The sequence below is a fragment of the Alistipes indistinctus YIT 12060 genome, from assembly GCF_025144995.1.
GTDB lineage: Bacteria > Bacteroidota > Bacteroidia > Bacteroidales > Rikenellaceae > Alistipes_A > Alistipes_A indistinctus.
Genome location: NZ_CP102250.1, coordinates 459545 through 482060, shown reverse-complemented (window position 1 = coordinate 482060; position 22516 = coordinate 459545). Strand labels below are relative to the sequence as shown.

The 22516-nt window shown below is 53.0% G+C and carries 19 protein-coding genes; 15 read left to right on the top strand and 4 right to left on the bottom strand.

Annotation, left to right across the window (positions count from 1 at the left end; translation table 11 throughout):
* Nucleotide 1: 1 nt before the first annotated feature.
* Nucleotides 2–772, bottom strand: a complete 771-nt coding sequence (locus NQ495_RS02295; RefSeq protein ID WP_009134591.1) for a ParA family protein — start codon at nt 770–772, stop codon at nt 2–4.
* A gap of 165 nt (nt 773–937) precedes the next feature.
* On the opposite strand from NQ495_RS02295, the gene argF reads away from it, so the two are divergent.
* The 6 genes from argF to NQ495_RS02265 all read left to right on the top strand — a co-directional run bounded on the left by argF (nt 938) and on the right by NQ495_RS02265 (nt 9211).
* Nucleotides 938–1945 (top strand): ornithine carbamoyltransferase, encoded by a 1008-nt coding sequence (gene argF, locus NQ495_RS02290; protein ID WP_009134592.1) that lies wholly within the window; start codon nt 938–940, stop codon nt 1943–1945.
* A gap of 30 nt (nt 1946–1975) precedes the next feature.
* On the top strand, nt 1976–2887 hold the full coding sequence (locus NQ495_RS02285) for a CPBP family intramembrane glutamic endopeptidase (protein WP_009134593.1): 912 nt from the start codon (nt 1976–1978) through the stop codon (nt 2885–2887).
* 34 nt (nt 2888–2921) lie between these two features.
* Nucleotides 2922–3782, top strand: a complete 861-nt coding sequence (locus NQ495_RS02280) for a hypothetical protein (RefSeq protein WP_040294578.1) — start codon at nt 2922–2924, stop codon at nt 3780–3782.
* 10 nt (nt 3783–3792) lie between these two features.
* Complete coding sequence (locus NQ495_RS02275) at nt 3793–5196, top strand: peptidylprolyl isomerase (protein WP_009134595.1); 1404 nt, start codon at nt 3793–3795, stop codon at nt 5194–5196.
* 18 nt (nt 5197–5214) lie between these two features.
* Nucleotides 5215–7461, top strand: coding sequence for an OstA-like protein (locus NQ495_RS02270; protein ID WP_009134596.1), 2247 nt, complete (start codon nt 5215–5217; stop codon nt 7459–7461).
* 91 nt (nt 7462–7552) lie between these two features.
* The gene (locus NQ495_RS02265; RefSeq protein ID WP_009134597.1) at nt 7553–9211 is read left to right on the top strand and encodes an alpha-L-rhamnosidase-related protein; all 1659 of its coding nucleotides are present in this window, start codon (nt 7553–7555) and stop codon (nt 9209–9211) included.
* A gap of 119 nt (nt 9212–9330) precedes the next feature.
* Here NQ495_RS02265 and NQ495_RS02260 read toward each other — a convergent pair whose 3' ends face one another.
* Nucleotides 9331–10392, bottom strand: a complete 1062-nt coding sequence (locus NQ495_RS02260) for an MBL fold metallo-hydrolase (protein ID WP_009134598.1) — start codon at nt 10390–10392, stop codon at nt 9331–9333.
* A 308-nt stretch (nt 10393–10700) separates the two neighbouring features.
* On the bottom strand, nt 10701–11273 hold the full coding sequence (locus NQ495_RS02255) for a DUF4294 domain-containing protein (RefSeq protein WP_009134599.1): 573 nt from the start codon (nt 11271–11273) through the stop codon (nt 10701–10703).
* A gap of 160 nt (nt 11274–11433) precedes the next feature.
* Here NQ495_RS02255 and NQ495_RS02250 point away from each other — a divergent pair, with 160 nt between their 5' ends.
* The 3 genes from NQ495_RS02250 to NQ495_RS02240 all read left to right on the top strand — a co-directional run bounded on the left by NQ495_RS02250 (nt 11434) and on the right by NQ495_RS02240 (nt 15206).
* Entirely contained in the window at nt 11434–12627 is a 1194-nt protein-coding gene (locus NQ495_RS02250; protein WP_009134600.1) for an FprA family A-type flavoprotein, read from the top strand.
* Between the two features lie 125 nt (nt 12628–12752).
* Nucleotides 12753–13820, top strand: coding sequence for a class II fructose-bisphosphate aldolase (gene fbaA / locus NQ495_RS02245; RefSeq protein WP_009134601.1), 1068 nt, complete (start codon nt 12753–12755; stop codon nt 13818–13820).
* Between the two features lie 156 nt (nt 13821–13976).
* On the top strand, nt 13977–15206 hold the full coding sequence (locus NQ495_RS02240) for a 6-phosphofructokinase (protein ID WP_009134602.1): 1230 nt from the start codon (nt 13977–13979) through the stop codon (nt 15204–15206).
* Between the two features lie 126 nt (nt 15207–15332).
* Here the strand turns inward: NQ495_RS02240 and NQ495_RS02235 are convergent, their stop codons facing one another.
* Nucleotides 15333–15644: a hypothetical protein gene (locus NQ495_RS02235; RefSeq protein WP_040294579.1), complete on the bottom strand. Its 312-nt coding sequence runs from the start codon at nt 15642–15644 to the stop codon at nt 15333–15335.
* A gap of 216 nt (nt 15645–15860) precedes the next feature.
* Between NQ495_RS02235 and ligA the strand changes: the two genes are divergently transcribed.
* The 6 genes from ligA to NQ495_RS02205 all read left to right on the top strand — a co-directional run bounded on the left by ligA (nt 15861) and on the right by NQ495_RS02205 (nt 22456).
* Nucleotides 15861–17900: an NAD-dependent DNA ligase LigA gene (ligA, locus tag NQ495_RS02230; RefSeq protein WP_009134604.1), complete on the top strand. Its 2040-nt coding sequence runs from the start codon at nt 15861–15863 to the stop codon at nt 17898–17900.
* Between the two features lie 38 nt (nt 17901–17938).
* Nucleotides 17939–18826, top strand: a complete 888-nt coding sequence (dapA, locus tag NQ495_RS02225) for a 4-hydroxy-tetrahydrodipicolinate synthase (protein ID WP_009134605.1) — start codon at nt 17939–17941, stop codon at nt 18824–18826.
* Nucleotides 18827–18872: 46 nt separating this feature from the next.
* Entirely contained in the window at nt 18873–20006 is a 1134-nt protein-coding gene (locus tag NQ495_RS02220) for an aldose epimerase family protein (RefSeq protein ID WP_009134606.1), read from the top strand.
* Between the two features lie 195 nt (nt 20007–20201).
* A complete protein-coding gene (locus NQ495_RS02215) occupies nt 20202–20978 on the top strand; it encodes a DUF4919 domain-containing protein (protein ID WP_009134607.1) in 777 nt (258 codons plus the stop codon).
* Between the two features lie 61 nt (nt 20979–21039).
* A complete protein-coding gene (locus NQ495_RS02210) occupies nt 21040–21630 on the top strand; it encodes a LemA family protein (RefSeq protein ID WP_009134608.1) in 591 nt (196 codons plus the stop codon).
* 55 nt (nt 21631–21685) lie between these two features.
* On the top strand, nt 21686–22456 hold the full coding sequence (locus tag NQ495_RS02205) for a TPM domain-containing protein (RefSeq protein ID WP_009134609.1): 771 nt from the start codon (nt 21686–21688) through the stop codon (nt 22454–22456).
* The last annotated feature ends 60 nt before the right edge of the window (nt 22457–22516 follow it).

Below are 22516 nucleotides of genomic sequence, written 5' to 3'. Positions count from 1 at the left end.
CTTATGCCGTTTTTTTGTTTTTCTTGATGAACTCTTTAGCCAGGTTCAGGTAATTTACGCTGCCCGTCGAGGCGGCGTCGTACAACAGTGCCGGCTTGCCGTAGCTGGGTGCCTCGCTCAGGCGGGTGTTGCGCTGAATGATCGTGTCGAACGCCAGCGCGCCGAAATGCTCGCGTACTTCCGTGGCCACCTGGTTGGCCAGCCGAAGCCGGGAATCGTACATGGTCAGCAGGAATCCTTCTATTTCCAGTTCAGGATTGAGTTTCGACTTGGTCATTTTAATCGTATTGAGCAGCTTGCCGAGTCCTTCCAGTGCGAAATATTCGCATTGGACCGGAATCAGTACGCTGTCGGCGGCGACCAGGGCATTGAGTGTCACGAGGCCCAGCGACGGCGAACAATCGATCAGGATAAAATCGTAGCTGGGTTTGAGCGGTTCAAGAATGGCTTTCATCCGTTTCTGTCCGTCCTCGATTTCGAGCAACTCGGTTTCGGCGCCCACCAGGTTGATGCTGGAAGGCAGCACGTCGAGTTTTTTGATCTCGGGACACTGCTGTATGATGTCTGCCGCCGAGGCGTTCCCGGTGATGCAGTCGTATATGTTGACCTGATTGATATCCAGTCCCAGCCCCGAGGTCGCATTCGCCTGCGGATCGGCGTCGACCAGCAGGATTTTCTTGCCGATAACCGCCAGGCTGGCAGCTAGATTGATCGCGGTGGTGGTTTTGCCCACACCGCCTTTTTGGTTGGCCAGCGCCACTATCTTGCCCATACTTTTTCGGTTGAATAATCATGCAATATTAATCAAAATTCTCGAGATAACAGTTATGCTCGTACCAAACCGGCCGCAACCGTGTGTCCGAAGCCGCGGGAGCGTGTTGGTTTCTCGATTAAAATCCATATCTTTGGTGCAGTTTAATCAGATTGCAACGACCCCATGATTGATTTGAGAAAAAGAAACCTGTTGACGCTGCTCGACTTCTCTGCCGATGAAATTACCTACATGCTGGATTTGGCCGCGCGGCTCAAGGCCGACAAGTATCTCGGTAAGGAAAAGAAACTGCTGACAGGTAAGAATATCGTGCTGCTGTTCGAGAAGGATTCGACCCGTACCCGTTGCGCTTTCGAGGTGGCGGCCCATGATCAGGGCGCACAGGTGACCTACTTAGGTCCGACCGGTTCGCAGATGGGCAAAAAAGAGTCCGTCAAGGATACCGCCCGTGTGCTGGGACGAATGTATGACGGAATCGAGTATCGAGGTTACGGGCAACGGATTGTACGGCTGTTGGCCGAGTTTTCGGGCGTTCCGGTCTGGAACGGCCTCACCACGGAATTTCATCCGACGCAGGCGTTGGCTGATATGCTGACCATGCGTGAACACTGCCCCAAACCGTTATCCGAAGTCAAGTTTTGTTTCCTGGGTGACGCACATAACAATGTGGCGAACTCGTTGATGGTGATGGCTGCGAAGATGGGCATGGATTACCGTGCGATTTCGCCCCGGGCTTGCGCTCCGGATGCAGCGCTGGTCAACCAGTGCCGCCAGTTGTCGATGCAGAGCGGAGCGAAGATTCTGGTGACCGAAGATGTTGCGGAAGGCGTTGCCGGCTGCGATTTCGTTTATACCGACGTCTGGGTGTCGATGGGAGAACCTGACGAGGTGTGGGGTGAACGGATCAAATTGCTGCAACCCTATCAGGTCAACCGTGCGGTGATGAAGGCTACCGGGAATCCCGACTGCAAGTTCATGCATTGCCTGCCGGCATTCCATGATCTGGAAACGGTGGTGGGCAATGATATTTACGAGAGATTCGCGATCTCCGAGATGGAGGTGACCGATGAGGTATTCCAGTCCGAGGCGTCGATCGTATTCGACGAGGCCGAGAACCGTATGCATACGATCAAGGCTGTTATGGTCGCTACGCTCGGCGACGATTTGTATTAATGCTTGCAAAAAGCCTAAACCGATACAAAAATGCAGACAGAAAAGGCGTTACGTAGGGCGCTGCTCAAGCAGGGGTATCCGTCGTGGGGCGATCTGCTGACCCTGTTGGGGGTGTTTATCGTGGCTACCGTACTGGGATCGATTATCGTAGGTATCCTACAGAAGATCGGCAACGTGTCGCCGGGGTTCGGCACTTTTCTCGGGTATTTGATCCAGTTCTCGCTGACGATCGGTTTCGGGCTGTACCAACGTAAAATCCGTTCACCGAAAGGAACGACCCTGTTGAAATTCGGTTTCAAAAAACTAGATTTCACCATCATCCTCTGGGGGGTTATCATGGTGTTGGCTACCGGGATCGTCATCGAGCCTTTGCTGGGGTTACTGCCGGATATGTATATGGACCGGCTCAATGCCCTGATGGGCACCGGAGGATGGATGATGCTGACGGCTATCGTGATAGCCCCGGTGATGGAAGAGATGCTATTCCGCGGAATCGTACAGGACGCCCTGACACGGAAGTACGGTGCACTACGCGGCGCGGTGATCGCTGCGGCTGTGTTCGGTATCGTACACCTCATCCCGCAGCAGGTGATCAACGCATTTATGGTGGGATTGGTGTTGGGGTATATCTACTACCGTACCGGATCGTTGCTTCCGGTGATTCTGATCCATTGTATCAATAATGCCATCTCTTATTTCTCATGGATGTTGGGCGGCGGAAAAATTCTTTCCACACGCGAACAGTTGGGAAATGAAACGCTTTATTATATTGTGTACGGGGTGGCTTGCGTACTGTTCATCGCCGGTTTCGTGTCGATCGGCTTGCGGATCAGCCGGGAAGAGAAGCGGGCCCGGTTGGAAGCTGCAACGTCGCAACCGGACGGAGAAACCGCTTCGGGAGATAAAATTTCGGACGAAGCCCATACTAATCAGCCCGATTAGCCGTTGAGTACGAAAAGCGAATCGCATGTTGCCTATGAATCGACTCTTTTTGATATTTTCGCTGGCCGTTGTCGCGGGCTTCGTCTCGTGTAAACGCTTTCCCAATCCGTTTGCCAATCAGAAAGTACTGGCCGAAGTAGGCGGGGAGAAACTCTACCTGCACGATATCGCCCCGATTTTCACACCGGACATGACGGCTGAGGACAGTATCAAAATCCAAAAATCCTATGTCGATCAGTGGGTGAAGAAGCAGTTGAAAATACAGGAGGCCGAGGAGATGTTCCGCAGCAGCCAGGAGGATATCGACCGCATGGTGGAAGAGTACCGTAATTCGCTGATGACCCATAAAGTAGATCAGTATTATGTCGACAAGCGGATGGATACGCTCTTTACCGATAAACAGATTGCCGACTATTATCTCGAGCATAAACCCGATTTCATTCTGGACAAGAACTTACTCAAAGCGCGTGTCGTAAAGGTGCCGGACAGCTACCGGCAAATCGCGAAACTCAAGGAGGTGATGCTTTCGTCAGGGAATGACGCCTATCAGGATTTTGTCGATATTTGTACGAAAAACGGCTTCGAACTGATCGAGGTCAATAACTGGACGGAATTTCCCGTGCTCTTGTCGCTGTTGCCGACCAAGAAAAACACCGATTACGGTTACTTGCTCAACGAAGGGAAAATATTTGAATTCAAGGATCAAGGTTATACTTATTACGTCCGGGTTACAGACCATCGCGGGGTGGGGGATTATGCCCCTGTCGAAAGCGTATCGGATGTGATCCGGCGTGTGATTTTCAACCAGCGCAAGCAGGATATTATCAAGGCCCATGAAGACAGCCTTTACCGGCAGGCCGTTACCGAGAAAAAAATCGTTGTCAATGTCAATTAAACGCTTTACTATGAAACCCGGACTTTTGCTTTCCGCCCTTCCGGCCCTGTTGTGCCTGGTTGCAGGCAGCGCTGCCGCACAGTCTCAGGTGATGGCCGACAAAGTCGCCGCTGTAGTCGGCAATTCGATGATCCTCTATTCGGATCTGGTGCAGACGAGCAAAAGCCTGATCGAGCAGCGCCGCCAACAGGGGTATACGTCGGACCGCGATCCGTTGTGCGAAGCGCTCGAGACGCTGATCGAGCAGAAAATTCTCTATAACCAGGCGCAGATAGATTCGCTCAATATCGATACGGGCGATATCGCTATTATGGTCGAAAACACGCTCTCGCAGGAGATTGCGGAGAAAGGGTCCCAGGCGGCCGTCGAATTGTATTACCACAAACCGATTTTCGATATCCGCAGCGACCTTCAGGAGCGTTATGAAGAGATGCGCTATGCCGGTCGCATGCGGCAGGAGATCCGCAGCAAATCTTCAGTTACCTCGGGGGAGGTAGAGCGTTTCTTCAAGCACCTGCCGAAAGATTCGCTGCCGATTATTCCCGAGCAGTACGTTTATTCCCAAATCGTGCGCTATCCGCCGTCCACCGAGGACGCCAAGTTCCGCACCCGCGAGCGTATGCTGGAGCTGCGCGAGCGCATCATGAACGGAACGAAGTTCGAGGTGCTTGCCCGCATGTATTCCGAAGATCCGGGCTCGGCCATCCGCGGAGGAGAGATGGACCCGATGCCCAAGGAGAGTTTCGTGCAACCGTTTGCCGACGCATTGGCCAAGCTTAAACCGGGTCAAATTTCAGAGGTGGTGGAAACCGAATTCGGATACCACCTGATCCTGCTGCTCGACCAGGTGGGAAACCTCTATCACTGCCGTCATATCCTGCTTAAGCCGCAGTTCACCGATTCAGAAATCAAAGCGGCTTTTACGACGCTCGACAGCCTCAAACAAGAGATTTTGGCCGGTAAATTGACGTTTGCCGATGCGGTGGCGAAATATTCCGAAGACAAGTATTCCAACCGCAACGGCGGCGTAGCGACCAATATCGAACTGCTCGAAGCGATGAATCAGGGCGATGCGCGCGCGGCTACGACCAAATTCCTGAAAGAGGAACTGAGCCAGACGCCGGAGGTGTATAACGCGCTCAAAGATATGAAACCTGGCGATATTTCGGATGCATTCGCGTCGCAGGATATGCGGGGTAATATCCTCGGTAAAATCGTACGTCTCGACGAGATTATTCCCACGCATACGGCGAGCCTCTCGGAGGATTTCCTGAAAATCGAGGAGATTGCGTTGAAGAAGAAGCAGGATGCCGATTTTGAAACGTGGCTCAAAAACAAAGTGGCCGGCATGTTTATCCGGGTAGATTCCGAATTTCGTAGCTGTCAGTTCGAAAGGCCTTATCTGCTCAAATAGTTTTAACCTGTTCCGATCGTGAAGCGTTTCCTGAATCTCCTTTGTTGGACGTTGTGCTGCGGAACCGGCGTCGCAGGTGTCGCTTTGGCAGCCGAACCGGCTCCCAAAGTGGTCGACTTTTCGGCCGATGTCATGCGGCCGGTGAAAATAGCCGACTCGTCGGCGCTCAGCCTGGTGGGACATGTCGTATTCTATCACAACGGAGCGGTGATTACCTGCGACAGCGCGATTCGTTTTAACGACCGGATGATGGATTGTTACAACAATGTCATTATCAACAAGGACAGTACCTTCATCTACGGCGACAGGGCCGAGTATAACGGGAATTTCAATACGGCCCGTGTCTTTTCCCCCTTGGTCAAGATCGTGGACAAGGATGCGACGCTGTACACTTATAACTTTTCGTTCAATACGCTCGACAATATCGGCCATTATACCGGCGGCGGGACCATGTTGCAAAAGGAGAACCGGCTGGAATCGCGAGACGGGTATTATTATGCCGATAACCGTGAATTGATCGGGGTGCACGACGTGGAGATGAAAAATCCCGATTACCAGCTTAAATCGGATTCGGTCAGCTACAATTTAGACAGTGAGATCGCACGATTCTACACCCGCTCCTACATCTGGAACAAGGATGACGAATTCCTGACCGCGCTGAAGGGTTCCTATGACCGCAAGGCGGATCTCTATACGTTTACCGACCAGTCCTATATCCTGACCAAAACCCGCGAGGTTTGGGCAGATACGATCCTTTACAAACAAAACGTGCAGGACGCTCTGCTGGTGAATAACGTGCAGGTGGCCGACGACGAACAGCAGGCAGTGGCTTTCGGTGACCTGATCCAGTATTGGGGCAAGGAACGCAAAGCGCTGCTGACCCGCGATCCGGTCGTGGCCTCGTTCCAGGAAAGCGACAGCAGCAAACGGGATACGCTGTATATGCGGGCCGATTCGATGTTTGTCTTTACCTATAACCGGGATTCATTGCTGAGGGACTCCCTGCGGCGCGACTCTTTGGCTGCTCTCGAATCGGCAGCATCCGATGAGTTTACACCTGCCGACGGAGGGGAAACGACGGCGGGCACAGCTTCGCAGTCTCCGGAAGGTGAACCGCAACCGGTTGCCCCTGCAGAGACGCCGATGTCACCGGAGGATGTTGAAGCGGCCGAAAAGGCGGTGACGGAGGAAGAGGTGGCCGGACCCGTTTTGTCGGAAAAAGAGCAGAAACGGCTTGCCGCTGAAAAGAGGCGTGAAGCCAAAGAACTGGAGCGAAAAGCCAAGGATGAGCAGCGCCGGGCCAAAGAAAAAGCCCGGCAGGAGAGACTGTTGTTGCGAGAGTCCCGGCGTAAGGGAGCTCGGGTTGGGGCTGAGGCCGATTCCGCCGCACGCGCCGACTCGCTTGCGCATGCTCAATTGCTGCAGGCACAGCGGGATTCGCTTGCGAAGCTGGCGCAACAAGAGGCGGATACACTGTTGCCCGCTCCGGCTGATAGCGTGGGGGGCGAACAGGATTCGCTCGTGCGTAAGATGTTCGCTTATCACAACGTTCGGATTTTCCGGGACGATTTTCAGGCGGTATGCGATTCAATGACCGGTTTTTCGCTCGATTCCACACTGCATATGTATGTCGATCCGGTGTTATGGAACGATAACAATCAGGTAACCTCGAAAGTGGTCGATATCTATACGCTCAACCAGAAGATCGACCGTGCCGTTTTTACCGGTGAGCCGATTATGAGCCAAGAGGTCGATACGTCGCATTACAACCAGATCAAAGGCAAGGTAATCGAGTCATTCTTCCGCGATGGGGCCATTTACCGCACGGATGTAAACGGGAATGGACAGACCTACTATTTTATGGTGGAGGAGGATAGTACGGGAAACTACATTTCCGGTTTCATGACCGTGGAGTGCGCCGACATATCGTTTTATTTCAAAGATCAGGCTGTCGACGAAATCGTTTGGCGGGGCAAGCCGGTCTACTCGATCTATCCGATGGACAAAATTCCGGATAGCCAGCCGTTGACGTTACCCGGTTTTGTGTGGGAGGGTAAGCGCCGCCCGTCGAAAGAGCAGGTTTTCAACCGCATTTTCCGGCCTTCGGAGCGGAATGAGTACGACAAATTGCCCCGGCCCGAATTTCCGATCACGCAAAAAATCAACCTGGCGCGGGAGCAGCTGGTCAAAGAGAATGTCTGGTTCGACCGTAACGATCCGCTCAGTTCCGAGGCGCTGGAGTTCATCCGTTCTATCGGTTATTAATCGTCGTGCAGGCGTTTTGCGCGTTTTCCTGCCGGTGTCCGGACGAGGAGCTATACTCGTTAGTGCATAATCCGAAACACACCATACTGTTATGACGCGACTTTATCGTGCTTTCGCCTGTTTTTGTTTATTCTCTTTGCTGGCGTATGCCGTTTCGGCACAAGATACGTCTATCGCATTCGGTCCGGAGCGTGCCCGGTGGTTCTGTATTGCGCAAGAGGTTCAACCCGTGTTGCAGCAGACGGTCGTTGAACCCGTGGGGCTCGTCCGTCCGGTGCGCGATTCGTCGGCCTTTCAGGGGTGGCGGATGGAACCTGCCGGAGATATGCAGCAGTTTTATGACATGACCTACAAACGGGGTACTCCGTCGGTAATCGTCGATTTCGGCCGGCATGTCACGGGGTATTTCTCTTTTTCGCTGCATACCGACGGTTGGTCGGACGCCCCGACCCGTTTCCGGTTCACTTTCGGCGAGGTGCCTGCCGAACTCACCACTCCGTTCGATCCGTATCCCGGAGGATTGAGCCGGGGGTGGCTGCAGGACGAGATCGTGACGGTGATGACTTGTCCGGAACACATTACCGTGCCGATCGACCGGCGCATGGCTTTCCGCTATGTCAAAATCGAATTGCTGGGTGTGTCGGGCAGCTTTCAATTCGATTTCACCGGAATGCGTGTACGTGCCGTTTCGTCTGCGTCCGGAACTCCGATGGAGCTCGCCGCCGGTACGCCCGAAATGATTCGTCGCATCAATGCTGTCGGGCTTGCCACGCTGGGCGAATGTATGCAGACCGTTTATGAAGACGGGCCGAAACGGGATTTGCGCCTTTGGATCGGCGACCTCTATCTCGAAGCGCTTGCCAATTCCTATTCGTTCAAGAATCACGACCTGACCAAACGTTGCCTCTACCTGCTGGCGTCGCTCGCCGATTCGACCGGATGGGTCAGCGCGACGGTGTACGAGAGGCCCGAATGGAAAATTCAGGGTAAGGGAACCCATTGTATGGATTACAGCCTGCTTTACGGTGTGGCGCTGGCAGACTATGTAAAGTACAGCGGGGATACCGCGACCGGGCGCGATCTGTGGCCTGTCGTCAAACGGCAGGTGGAAGTGGCCCGCGAAGCCCTCGATCCTGCTGGCATTTACGACAATGCATTGAAACCGAGTTGGCTGGTTTTCGATTGGAAAAGCGACCTGAACCGTGACGCTTCGATTCAGGGCCTGATGACCTTTGCCGTCGACCGGAGTTATGAACTGGCCCGGATGCTCGGAACGGAGAAAGAGGTGAGCGACTGGCCCAAACTGACGGCACGAATGAAATCGGCCGCCCGTAATGCTTATTACGACCGTAAATCGGGGCTGGTGCTTTCCGGACCGGACAAACAGGCGTCTTATCTCTCGCAGGTTTGGATGGTACTCTCCGGAACGCTGTCGGTTAAAGAGGGCGCCCGGGCGCTGAGTGCGATCATGGAGAGCCCCGATGCCTGCCGGATCGGCTCTCCGTATGCCTATCACTATTTTATCGAGGCGTTGATTCAGTGCGGCCTCGAAGAGCAGGCCCGTACCGCGCTGATCGACTATTGGGGCGGTATGGTTCACAAAGGGGCCGATACGTTTTGGGAGGTTTACGATCCGGAAGACGATTTCAAATCGCCTTACGGTTTTTTCCCGATCAACAGCTACTGTCACGCATGGAGTTGTACGCCGGTCTATTTTATCAATAAGTATCCCGAAGTTTTTCAGCGGTAAATAAGAGGGCGGTTCAATTTGATTTCGAGGCATGGCTTGCAGGTCGGGAAAAGAAGGTCGTTGAATCATAAAAGGAGGACTAAAAGCCCTCCTTTTATGATTCCGTCTCGTATGTACGTTTAGAAATCCAGCTCGATCACCTGTCCAATAACCGGAACGATCAGGTTCAGAGAATCCCTGGCGGCGGCTTCGGATTCGTTTTTTAGCGGCTCGTCCCAGGGGTGTTTGGAAAGCGCGTATTTGGAGTGGTGGACGGTAATGACCCGTTTGGCTTTCAAGTCCTTGGCGACGCTTCCCAGTTCCTGGGGCATCGTGTGGATATGTTTCCAGTTTTCGCTGTATTGTCCGTTTTCCAGTATTGCCAAGTCTATCCGGGGATAGTCTTCCCCGATTTTCAGGAAATGTTTGTCGTAACCGCCGTCCCCTCCGAGATAAATATTCCCGGAAAGCGTTTCCAGCAGGAAGGAGGCCCACAACGTTTGATTGGACGTCACTCCCCGTCCGGAAAAATGGCGGGCGGGCAGGCAATGGACGGTAAGACCTTCGCTTGTTATGGTATTTTCCTGCCAGTCCAGTTCGGTAATATCCTCTTTCCCGAACCCCCACGATTCAAAATGCTCTCCGACTCCCAAAGGGCAAATTACTTTGCCGATACGTCCTTTCAGTCGTTTTACAGTTTGATAATCCAGATGGTCCCAATGGTCGTGCGTGATGATGAGTAGGTCGATGCCGGGCATATCTTCCGGCTTGTAGAGGTCGGTTCCCTTGAACGGCTTGTTGATGAAAGAGACCGGGGCCGCAGTGCAAAATACCGGATCAACGAGAATACGTTTTCCGGAGAGTTGGAGCAGGTAGGACGAATGTCCGAACCAGACCATCCAGTCCGAATTGGCGGGCAATTCCCGCAAATCCGTTTTTATCGCGGGAACCGGATTGTCCGGATATATGCCTTCCGGTTTGTTGAACAGAAAATCCCACATGACCCGCAAACGTCCCTTCTCCGAGGTCATCAGTTCCGTAGGTTGCAAATTCCGGAATGCTCCGTCGTGGTAGTGGGGCGACTGTTTGATTCGCTCCAGGCGTTCTCCGCTGGGCAGCCGGCCGAAACCCGGTTGGCGCAGGAACAGCATCACGGCTGTACCCGCTATTATGATAATTCCTGTAATAATATATAGAGCCATACGTCGTCGGTTCTTGTTCATGGTTCTTATGCAGCTGGTTTGTCTGTTGCCGGTTACAGGGACAAAGGTAATGGGAAAGACCCGGATGTACTTATCTGCATTCCGGATTGTATAACCTTTTCCACTGATTTTACAGATCGTATTCCGCCGATTTTGCAATTTGAGTGCCGCCGCGAATGCCGGATATCCTGAAATCTGAAGCCCCGAAATTCACAGGGATAGTGGAGCGGTTTAATGCGGTCGGATGGGAGTAGTCATGTGAACCGATGCGGGCGTCCCTTAAGAGTAGTCCGAAAAATAACCCGCGTCTAAAGATATCCCGCTTCGTAGAGCCGGATCAGGATTTCGATAAATTCATCGTCTCCGGTGGGGTCGTAGGTGTCCTTGAGGTTCATGCCGAACAACCGGCCCACTCCCTGCCAGAGGAATGCGCTGAATCCGTTGCGGAGCTCCTTGACCAGCGCATAGGAGGTTTGCCCGGTCTCACGGTCGATCAGTTTGATCAGCAGTTTGCCCTGTGAGAAGGTCATGCGGCGCAGTACCGGCGCGTATTGCTCCTTGAGTTTGCGCTCCATCGCTTTGGTGAAGAGTTGTTGCTCACGTTTGGTCTTGAGCGTGCCCATGTGTTTCTCCATCTCCTGCAGCAACCGATTGGCCTCTTTGGCAATGGGGTAGACTTTCTTGAGGTTTTCGACCAACTTGGCGAATCGGCGGGTATCGATCTTGCGCGGGAAGACGAAAACAGGCATCAGCTCGGCCACCGTGACGGTGTCCCCGTGGATGACCTCTTGCGTGATGCGCGTATAAATACCCCGCTCCTGGGCATGTAATGCCGGGGCGGACAACGACAAGGCAAAGAGAATGACCAAAAGTGGCTTCATGCTGAATTTTCCAAATAATTCCTACCTTTGCAAAGGTAGTGACAAAGGGTGTATGTCGCTACTTCTCATATGGAATTAAAACGATTCTGGCCGACGATTTGTTACGCAGCTCCGGTAAATGTACATAAATAGGATAATATAGAATAAAGACGATAAAGATATGTATTGCAATCAACAGATTACCGACACGCTTTTTTGGACGGGGGTCAATGATCGCCGCAAACAACTTTTCGAAAACCTCTGGCCGTTACCCGGCGGAGTCTCTTATAACTCTTTTTTGATTCGTGACCAAAAGTGCGCGCTGATGGATACGGTGGAGGCGGGCAGTGACCGCGGTTATCTCGACTGGATCGGATCGGTGTTGGGAGACAGGCCTCTCGATTACCTGATTATTCACCACATGGAGCTCGATCACAGCGGCGAAATAGAGAATCTGCTGCAGCGCTATCCCGATGTGAAGATTGTCGGTAATATCAAAACTTTCAAGGTGTTGTGTGGGTATCTCGGCCAGTTGCCTAACCTGGTCGAGGTGAAGGATGGCGATACGCTCGACTTGGGACATCATCGGCTGAAATTTATTTTCACTCCGTGGGTGCACTGGCCCGAAACGATGATGACCTACGACCAGACCGATGGAATCCTGTTTACCGGCGATGCTTTCGGCAGTTTCGGCGCGCTCGACGGCGGCGTATTCGACGATCAGGTGGTTTTCTCGGAGCATCTTGAGGCGGAGATGCGCCGCTATTACTCGAATATCGTCGGCAAGTACAGCAATATGGTGCAGAAAGCGCTCGCGAAACTCTCCGGTGAAAATATCCGGACGATCTGCCCGCTGCACGGTTTGGTGTGGCGCAGCAATCCGGGCAAGGCTATCGAACTCTACCAGCGGTGGAGCAGCTATGAAGCCGAGGACGGTGTCGTGGTGGTGTATGCCTCGATGTACGGCAATACCGCGAAGATGGCCGACTATATTGCCCATAAAATCGCGGATGCCGGAGTGAAACAAATCCGGGTCCACGATGTGTCGAAAACGCATATCTCTTACCTGATCAATGATATATGGCGCTTCAAGGGGGTCGTCCTGGGCAGTTGCGCCTACAATACGCAAATGTTCCCGTTGATGGAGTCGCTGACCCGCGAGTTGGTACACATAGGCGTTAAGAACCGTTATCTGGGACTGTTCGGATCTTATAGCTGGAACGGCGGCGGCGTGAAAAACCTGAAACTCTTTGCCGATGAGATCGGTTGGGAGCAGGTGGCCGAGCCCGCTGAAATCATGGGGCGTCCGGCATGCGACAAGTATGCCGCATGCGATGCGCTTGCGGCTGGAATGGCAGGCAAATTGCAGCACTGAAGTCGGTTCACGGAACTTCGCAGCGGAAAATAAAGCGGTTTTTCTTAAAAATATTAAAAATAAATCGTATTTTTGAGACCGCTGCAGGAGAATCCGGTCGAACGACGGATTTAATTGTCAAAATTATGAGTGCAAAATTTCCTGCCGGAGTACTCTCCGGCGACCAGTTGCAAAAGTTGCTGGCGTATGCCAAACAAAAAGGATTTGCCATTCCTGCGATCAACGTTACCTGTACCGATAACACGAATGCCGTGATGGAGGCGGCGCGCGATTTCAACGCGCCGGTGATGATTCAGGTCTCTAACGGCGGAGCGATCTTTTTTGCCGGCAAAGGCCTTTCCAACGAAAATGAGAAAGCGGCCGTCTTAGGCGCCGTTTCGGCTGCGCAGCATGTTCATTTGCTGGCCGGGATGTATGGGGTTCCGGTCGTTATGCATACAGACCATGCAGCCAAAAAACTGCTGCCGTGGATCGACGGCCTGCTCGATGCCGGAGAAAAATATTACAAGGAACACGGCAAACCGTTGTTCAGTTCGCACATGATCGACCTGTCGGTCGAACCGCTTAAGGAGAATATCGAAATCTGCAAGAAATACCTCAAGCGGATGAGCAAGATCGATATGACGCTCGAAATCGAACTCGGCATCACCGGCGGAGAGGAGGACGGGGTGGACAATACGCACGTGCACACGTCGAAACTATATACCGAACCCGAGGATGTTTGCTATGCCTACGAGGAACTGAGCAAGATCAGCCCGAATTTTACGATCGCTGCATCGTTCGGCAACGTCCACGGCGTTTACAAACCGGGTAATGTGGTGCTGAGTCCCGAGATTCTCGACGCTTCGCAAAAATATATCCAGAAAAAGCTGGGTACCGGCGAACGGCCTGTGAATTTTGTCTTCCACGGTGGTTCGGGGTCGGAGCCCGAGAAGATTCAGGAGGCGATTCGCTACGGTGTCGTGAAGATGAATCTCGACACCGATATCCAATGGGCTTTCTGGGACGGAGTGAAGAATTATTACAAGGCCAACGAGGCTTACCTGCAGGGCCAGCTCGGCAATCCGCAGGGTGAGGACAAACCGAACAAGAAATACTACGATCCGCGTGCCTGGTTGCGCAAGGGTGAATTGTCGATCATCGAGCGGCTGAAGGTCGCATTCGATAACCTGAACGCTATCGATGTATTGTAAACTGAAACAGCACTGCGATGAGCAATGAACCGATCGGGTTCGTTGTTCATCGTTGCTTTGAAAAGCGAGGGACGACCGGGTGCAATCCCGCGGACAAAGAAGTCGGAATACCGAAAACGAAGCATTTAACCGAAACTTATAATAATTTACGAAGAAATGGAATCAATTGCAATTTTGACCGGCGGCGGTCCCGCTCCCGGAATGAATACCGTAGTGGGCAGTGTTGCCAAAACTTTTCTGCAGAAAGGCTTTCGCGTGATCGGCCTGCACGGCGGTTATTCGGGCCTGTTCAACAAGAATCCTAAAACGACTGACATCGATTTCCTGCTGGCCGACGATATTTTCAACCGCGGCGGCTCGTACCTGACGATGAGTCGTTTCAAACCGACCGACAAGAATTTCGAAGAGGATTTTAACCTCGATTTCTTTGTCAAAAATAACGTGAAACTGCTCGTGACCGTGGGTGGCGACGATACCGCCTCTACGGCCAACCGGATCGCGAAATTCCTCGAAGAGAAGAAATACCCGATCGCGAACATTCATGTTCCGAAAACGATCGACAACGACCTGCCGCTGCCGGCCGGTTCGCCGACCTTCGGCTACCAGTCTGCGAAGGACATGGGCTCGATTATCGGCCGCACCGTTGCCACGGATGCCAAGACCAGCGGAAACTGGTTCGTCGTGGCGGCTATGGGCCGTTCGGCCGGACACCTGGCGTTCGGTATCGGTACTGCGTGCCACTATCCGATGATCGTGATCCCGGAGATGTTCAACAAGACTACGATCACCGTCGACAAGATCGTGAACCTGGTGGTTTCGTCAATCGTCAAACGCAAGATCATGGGCATCGATTACGGAGTGGCGATGATTTCAGAGGGCGTTTTCCACTCGCTCAGCGACGAAGAGATCCAGAAATCGGGTATCCACTTCTCGTATGACGATCACGGCCATCCCGAATTGGGCAAGGTTTCCAAGGCTCATATTTTCAATGAAATGCTTGAGAAGAAGCTCAAGGAGATCGGCCAGAAGGTGAAGTCTCGTCCGGTAGAGATCGGTTACGAGGTACGCTGCCAGACTCCGGTGGCTTTCGACTTGGTTTACTGCTCGATGCTGGGCATGGGGACCTATAAGCTCTTCAGCGAGGGCAAAACCGGCTGCATGGTGTATGTCGACCCGGCAGGACAGATTTCCCCGCTTTACCTCAAGGATTTGCAAGACCCCACTACCGGAAAGATTCCGCCCCGTCTGGTGGATATCAAATCGGATAAATTCACGCAGGTGGTTGAAAATATCCTGAATTACATCACTCCGGCCGATTACGAGGCAGCCAAGAAATATGTGGCCGATCCGGCGGAATACGATTTCAAGAAAATCCTGAACTGGTAACAGTCGCAACCGATCACGAGAAGGGCAGCCCGAAAGCTGCCCTTTTGTTTTTCTGCTGTGTTATTGAATGGATGTTGTGTTGTGCGTTTGCCGACTAAAGACAGTGTCCGGCATAACGCCAGCCGTTTACTCGTCTTCGTCGTCAGCTGTATCTTCAATCAGCTGTTCGTCAGAATCTTTGATCTCGTCGTTGTAGTAATCCTTCTCTTCCTCTTCCTCGACCTGCTCGTCCACTTTGACGTCTACTTTGACCAGATAACTGATATCTTCGGTCTCAAGCATAATCGCATAGAAAAAATCTCCCGGTCCCTTGTCGATGCGCAGCATACGGTCCGTATACCCGTTGGGATATTGCTTTTTGATCTCTTCCTGCAATTCGGGAGAAAGATTCTTGTAACTGACGACGACTCTTTTCTTTTGTTTCTTATCTTGTGTCATAGGGTTGCGAAAATTTTCTGCAAGTATAAGCAAAATTTGGTAATACAAAAAGTTCGCTATATTTTTTTTTGAAAATAGTTTAAACCAATCTCGGACGGCTGTTCAGGCAGTTACAGAGGCATTACTTTTGAGTTGGAATGGCGGTACAAGGTTCTGTTATTTTAAGGATCAGGATACGGACAATTTTATTATTTTTACATCTCCTATCACAATACCATGCAACCGAAAGAGACGATCGAGCAGCTTCGGCAGCAGCTCAATGAACTGAATTACCGCTATTATGTACTCAATGATCCGCTGATGAGCGATTTCGAGTACGATAAGTTGATGCGCGAATTACAGGAACTGGAAACAGCTCACCCCCAATACGACGATCCCAATTCACCGACCCACCGGGTCGGGAGCGACCGGGCCAACCTGTTCGAGAGCGTAACGCACCGTTTCCCGATGCTGTCGCTTGCCAATACCTATTCCGAAGAAGAGGTGGTCGATTTCGATGCGCGCGTGCGCAAAGAGGTGGGTGAGGCGGAATACGTGTGCGAATTGAAATACGACGGTACGGCGATCAGCCTGCTTTATGAGCATGGACGACTGGTACGCGCCGCCACGCGCGGCGACGGTCTCATGGGGGACGATGTGACGGAAAACGCCCGTACGATCCGCAGTATTCCCCTGCAACTCCGTGGCAACGGATATCCCGGCCTGTTCGAGATACGGGGTGAGATACTGATGCCGCACAGCTCGTTCGAACGGTTGAACCGCGAACGCGAGGATATCGGCGAAACGCCTTTCGCCAATCCGCGCAATGCTGCGGCCGGCTCGCTCAAACAGCAAAGTTCGGCTGTGACTGCGAGTCGCGATTTGGATGCGTTCCTCTATACGCTGGTAGGGGATGACCTCCCTTTCGCTACCCATTACGCGAGCTTGACGGCAGCCCGGGAGTGGGGGTTCAAGGTGTCGGAACAGATGACCCTCTGCCGCAACTTGGAGGAGGTGATGGCATTCATCTATCGTTGGGACAAAACACGCGAAGCGCTGCCTTATGATACCGACGGAGTGGTCATCAAGGTGAACGAGTATGCACTGCAAAATCGGCTCGGGGCGACGGCCAAGGCTCCCCGTTGGGCAGTGGCTTATAAATTTAAAGCCGAGCAGGCGCTGACCCGTTTGCAGTCGGTCGATTTTCAGGTAGGCCGCACCGGAGCGATCACGCCGGTGGCCAATCTCGATCCCGTGCAGTTGGCCGGAACGGTCGTCAAACGGGCTTCGCTGCACAATGCCGAGCAAATCGCCCTGCTCGATATCCGCCTGCAGGACATGGTTTATGTGGAGAAAGGAGGCGAGATCATTCCGAAAATTACGGGGGTGGAACTGAGCGAGCGCCCGGCCGGCAGCCGTCCGTTCGAATTCATTTCGCGCTGTCCCGAATGCGGTACCGAGTTGGTCAAATACGAAGGAGAGGCACGCCATTACTGTCCGAATCAGAGCCATTGCCCACCGCAAATCGTCGGACGGATCGTCCATTTCATTTCGCGCAAGGCGATGGATATCGAAGGACTTGGTGATGAAACGGTTCAGTTGCTCTATGATAACGGCTTGGTGCATAATGTCGCGGACCTGTATGAACTTCGCAAGGAAGATTTGGTCGGCCTGCCGCGGTTGGGGGAAAAGTCGGCGGACAACATTCTGCGCAATATCGAGCTTTCGAAACAGGTGCCGTTTCACCGGGTGCTGTTCGCAGTCGGAATCCGGTTTGTCGGTGAAACAACGGCTAAAAACCTGGCCCGGCAGTTTAAAGACATAGATACCTTGATCGATGCAGCACCCGAAGCGTTGATCGATGCCGAGGAGGTCGGGGAGAAAATCGCGCAAAGTATTCAGGAGTATTTTGCCGATGACGAAAATATGCGCATTATAGACCGGCTCCGGGCGAATGGCCTGCAGTTCAGGGCTCAGGCACAGGAAGGGGAGACCGATCGGTTGGCCGGATTGAATTTCGTCATTTCCGGAACTTTTGCAAAACATTCCCGTGACCAGCTGAAAGAATTGATCGAGCGTCACGGGGGTAAAAATCTCAGCGGAGTATCGGCTAATGTAGATTATCTGCTGGCCGGGCAAAATATCGGGCCGGCCAAGCTGGCAAAAGCGAGCAAATTGGGTATAAAACAGATCGGTGAAGATGATTTTATGCGTATGTTGGATGAAAATCCGACTACGGAAACCGGAAATGTTTCGGTGCAGGGAACATTGTTCTAAAAAAAACGTTAAATTTGCATAAAAATTAACAATTTGCGATGAAAACGAACATTAAAGGGGTAGGGGTTGCATTGATCACCCCGTTCAACGATAACGGCGACGTGGATTTCGAAGCGCTGGAGCGCTTGCTGGACCGGGTGGCGGCAGGAGGTGCGGATTATTTGGTCGTGCTCGGTACGACAGCCGAAACTCCGACGCTTTCCGCGGCAGAAAAAGAGGCTGTAACGAAATTCATCGTAAGCAAAAACGGAGGCCGGATGCCGGTTGTGATCGGGATCGGCGGTAACTGTACGGCCGAAGTGGTCGACCATATCCGCCATTTCGATTTTACCGGTATCGATGCCGTTTTATCCGTTGCACCATACTACAACAAGCCTTCGCAGGAGGGAATTTACCAGCATTACAAGGCGATTGCCGGGGTGTCGCCACGTCCGGTGGTCATGTACAATATTCCGGGCCGCACCGGCGTGAACATGACTGCCGAGACGACGTTGCGCCTGGCCCGCGAATGCAAAAATATCATTGCCGTAAAAGAGGCATCGGGTAACCTTTCGCAAATGGCGTATATTCTGCGTGACCGGCCCGAAGGTTTTCTGGTGATCTCGGGGGATGACAACTTAACGCTGCCTCTGATGGCTATGGGTGGGGACGGCGTGATTTCGGTCGCCGTGAATGCCTATCCCGGAAAATTCTGCCGCATGGTACACCTGTTGCAGCAGGGCGACACGGCTGCCGCTGCGGGTTTGCACCTGGAGATGATGGAGGCGACCGACGCCCTGTTTGCCGAAGGCAATCCCGTCGGTGTCAAAGCCGCTTTGGCTTATTACGGCCTGATTCGCAATAACCTGCGTTTGCCGCTGGTGCGGTCGAGTGCTGTGCTGAACGAAAGGCTTAAAGAACTGATCGGGCGGTATGATTTGAAATAACGTTTTATAGCCGGAGTGATCTGCACCTAACCTTTAAACCTATATTATGAAGCGAATCATGTTGTTTGCGGCTGTGGCCGGCTTGTTGGCCTGCACGCCGCAACCGAAGGATGAGATAACGGCATCCGGACTGAAACGAAGCGATTTCCAAGCCGAGGTGGACGGAAAGAAAACCGATCTGTACCGGTTGGCGAACGCTTCCGGTATGGAGGTCTGCGTGACCAATTACGGAGGGCGTGTGGTTTCGGTACTGGCACCCGGCAAAGGCGGTGCGATGTACGATGTCGTACTCGGTTTCGACAGCATTGCCGATTACCTGAAGCACCCGAGCAATTATGGAGCGACGATCGGGCGTTATGCCAACCGGATCGCGAAAGGTCGCTTTGCAATCGATAACGATACGATTCAACTCGAACTCAACGATCACGGCAACACGCTGCACGGAGGCCTGCGTGGATGGGCCGACCGGGTATTCGATGCGGTCCAGCCGGATTCTTCGACCCTCGTGCTGACCTATGTCTCTCCGGACGGGGAATCCTGCTTCCCGGGGACTGTCCAAGCCCAGGTGACGTATAAATTAACCGATGACAATGCACTGGATATCAGTTATACCGCTACAACGGACCAGAAGACCATTATCAACCTGACGAACCATTCCTATTTCAATCTTTCGGGTGATCCGTCGACGAAGATTACCGACCATACCTTGTGGATCGCAGCCGATTCGATCACTCCGATCGATTCGCTCGCTATTCCGATCGGCGATCCGATAGCGGTGAAAGGCTCGCCGTTCGATTTCACGTCGCCCAAACCGGTAGGGCAGGCGCTCGACAGTACCGATTGCGTACAAATCCGGAACGGCATCGGTTACGACCACAACTGGGTGCTGAACACGGGAGGTGACATCACTAAGCCTGCCGCCCGATTGATATCTCCCGCTACGGGGATCGTGTTGGAGGTATTCACGACGGAGCCCGGCCTGCAGGTCTATTCGGGTAATTACCAGGATGGAACTCACGTCGGGAAGAAAGGCATTACCTATCCCTACCGCGGAGCGATCTGCCTCGAATCTCAGCATGCGCCCGATTCACCGAACCATCCCTCATGGCCGTCCGTGCTGCTCAATCCCGGACAACCTTACCAGAGCCGGTGTATCTACCAGTTCTCAGTGGCAGATTAGGAATTAGTTCGGATTGTGAATTTTTGCATTAGATAATTACACAGAATTTGGCTGCCATCCGGCGGCAGGCGGGCGGAGAAACGGTTTTCTCCGCCCGTGTTGCGTCCCGGGAGACGGATTGCCCGGTTTTTGCAGGAGTTTGCAAATAAATTTATACTTTTACCGTTATAACAGCGGTATGGACAAATATTGCATATGATCAGAAGAATCCACCTTTTTGCCCTGTTTGCGGCCTCTTTGCTGATAGGCTCCGCCGCAACCCTTTCCGCCCAGGAGACGGAACCTCAGGCGCCCGATAACGATGCTATCCTGAAAGATATCATGAACGGCCAGTCGTCGAATTACTATCCGTCGTTGTTTATGCGCTACATGGCCGGCGATACCACGCTGACGCTCGACGAATACCGGCATCTCTATTACGGCTATGCCTGGCAGCCCGAATACGAACCTTTCGATAAACCGGAGGTAAAGGATAAACTGTTGTTGTTGGTCGCCCAGACCAAAGATAGCCTGACGCTCGAGAATGCCGAACAGATCGTCGATTATGCCAACGAGGTGATGCGCTTCGATCCGTTCAGTCCGGGCAACCTCAATTTCCTGATTTACGGGTACGGCGCGATCGGCAACAAGGTGCAGGAACAGATCAATTACCACCGCTTGCAGATGATCGCCAAGACGATTATGTCGTCGGGTACTGGCCTCAAAGAGACCTCGCCGTGGCATGTACTGACCTTCGCGCATGCCACCGACATGATGGCTTACCTGGGACAGGATTACGGTACGCGGCGCGTAGTCAGCCGAACGACCGAGTATGTCCCGTTGCTGGTCCGGCAGCCGGGCGGCGTGAAGGGCTATTACTTCAATTTTGAACGGATGTACTGGCGCCGGCCCGAAAAAATGCCGCAGAAAAAGCCGACCGGATGGGAATTCAACGGGATTCCGATTAAAAAACGGATCACCCCTGTACATTGATGGAATACTTGCATACATAATGAGAATCGATAATCATAAAAATTAAACGATAGAAAGCGAAATGAAAAAGAAAGGATGGATTATACTGGCCGTTGTGGTCGTCGTCGTACTGATGCTGTTTTCATGGTTCAAAGGCACCTACAACGATATGGTAACCCGCAGCGAGGCGGTACAGGCTCAGTTGGGCAATATCGAGAACCAGTATCAGCGCCGTGCCGACCTGATCCCCAATTTGGTCAATACGGTAAAAGGGTATGCCAAGCATGAGGAGTCGACCTTTACGCAGGTGGTGGAGGCACGTGCCAAGGCGACACAGACACAGCTCAATATCGACGATGCCGCGGCTATGGCCAAGTATGTGCAGGCCCAGGGGGAACTCTCTTCCGCACTGAGCCGCCTGATGGCGATCAGCGAAAATTATCCCGACCTGAAAGCGAACCAGAATTTCCTCGACTTGCAGACGCAGCTCGAAGGGACGGAGAACCGGATCGCGGTCGAGCGCCGCAAGTACAACGAATCGGCCCGTGATTTCAATACTTATATTAAAATGTTCCCGCGTAACCTGCTTTCCGGAATGTTCGGTTTCGCTCCGATGGGTTATTTCGAAGCCCAGGAAGGCGCACAGAATGCTCCGGCGGTAAGTTTTGAGTAAGGCAGGGAGAACGGTGATCGGACGAACGAATAACATGACACGACAGCGGACCGTTATGCTGAAACGGCTTTTCATACTGCTATGTGCGAGCCTGCTGGGTGTGGTCGGGGCGGCCGGGCAAAACCTGCCCGAACCGATGTCCCCGCCCCGGCTGGTCAATGATTTTGTCGGGCTTTTGACTCCGGAGCAACAAAATGCATTGGAACAAAAGTTGGAGGCATTCGACCGCAAGACATCCACGCAGATTGCTGTGGTTGCGGTGGACGACCTCGACGGATATGCACCGGGGGACTATGCGCAGCGCCTTTATGACAAATGGGGGATCGGCCGGAAGGGTAAGGATAACGGAATCTTAATTTTGGTCAAGCCTAAGACGGCCGCTTCGAACGGTCAGGTGTTCATTTCGGTCGGATACGGTCTGGAGGGTGTGGTTCCCGACATTACCGCCGGACGGATTATCGACACGGAGATGCTGCCCGAATTCCGCAAGGGAGATTATTATGCAGGTATCGACCGGGCCGCAACCGTGCTGATGAAACTGACCGAAGGCGAATTCACGGCCGATGCCTACGGCAAACAGGGAGATCCGGCCGGCCTGACCGGTGGGTTGATTCTGTTCATCGTCTTTATCGTATTTGCCCTGCTTTCGCGCGGCGGCCGGGGTAAAGGTGGCGACGGCACCGGCAATAGCGGCGGCCGTCGGGGCATGTGGATACCGCCCGTGATTATCGGCGGCCGCGGTGGAGGCGGTTTCAGTGGAGGTGGTGGTTTCGGCGGCTTTGGCGGAGGAATGTCCGGCGGGGGCGGCGGCGGCCGTTCCTGGTAAGAATTTTGCGATGGATTCCGTGGCGGAGAAATGATTGGAAATGTCTCCGGAATCATCGAA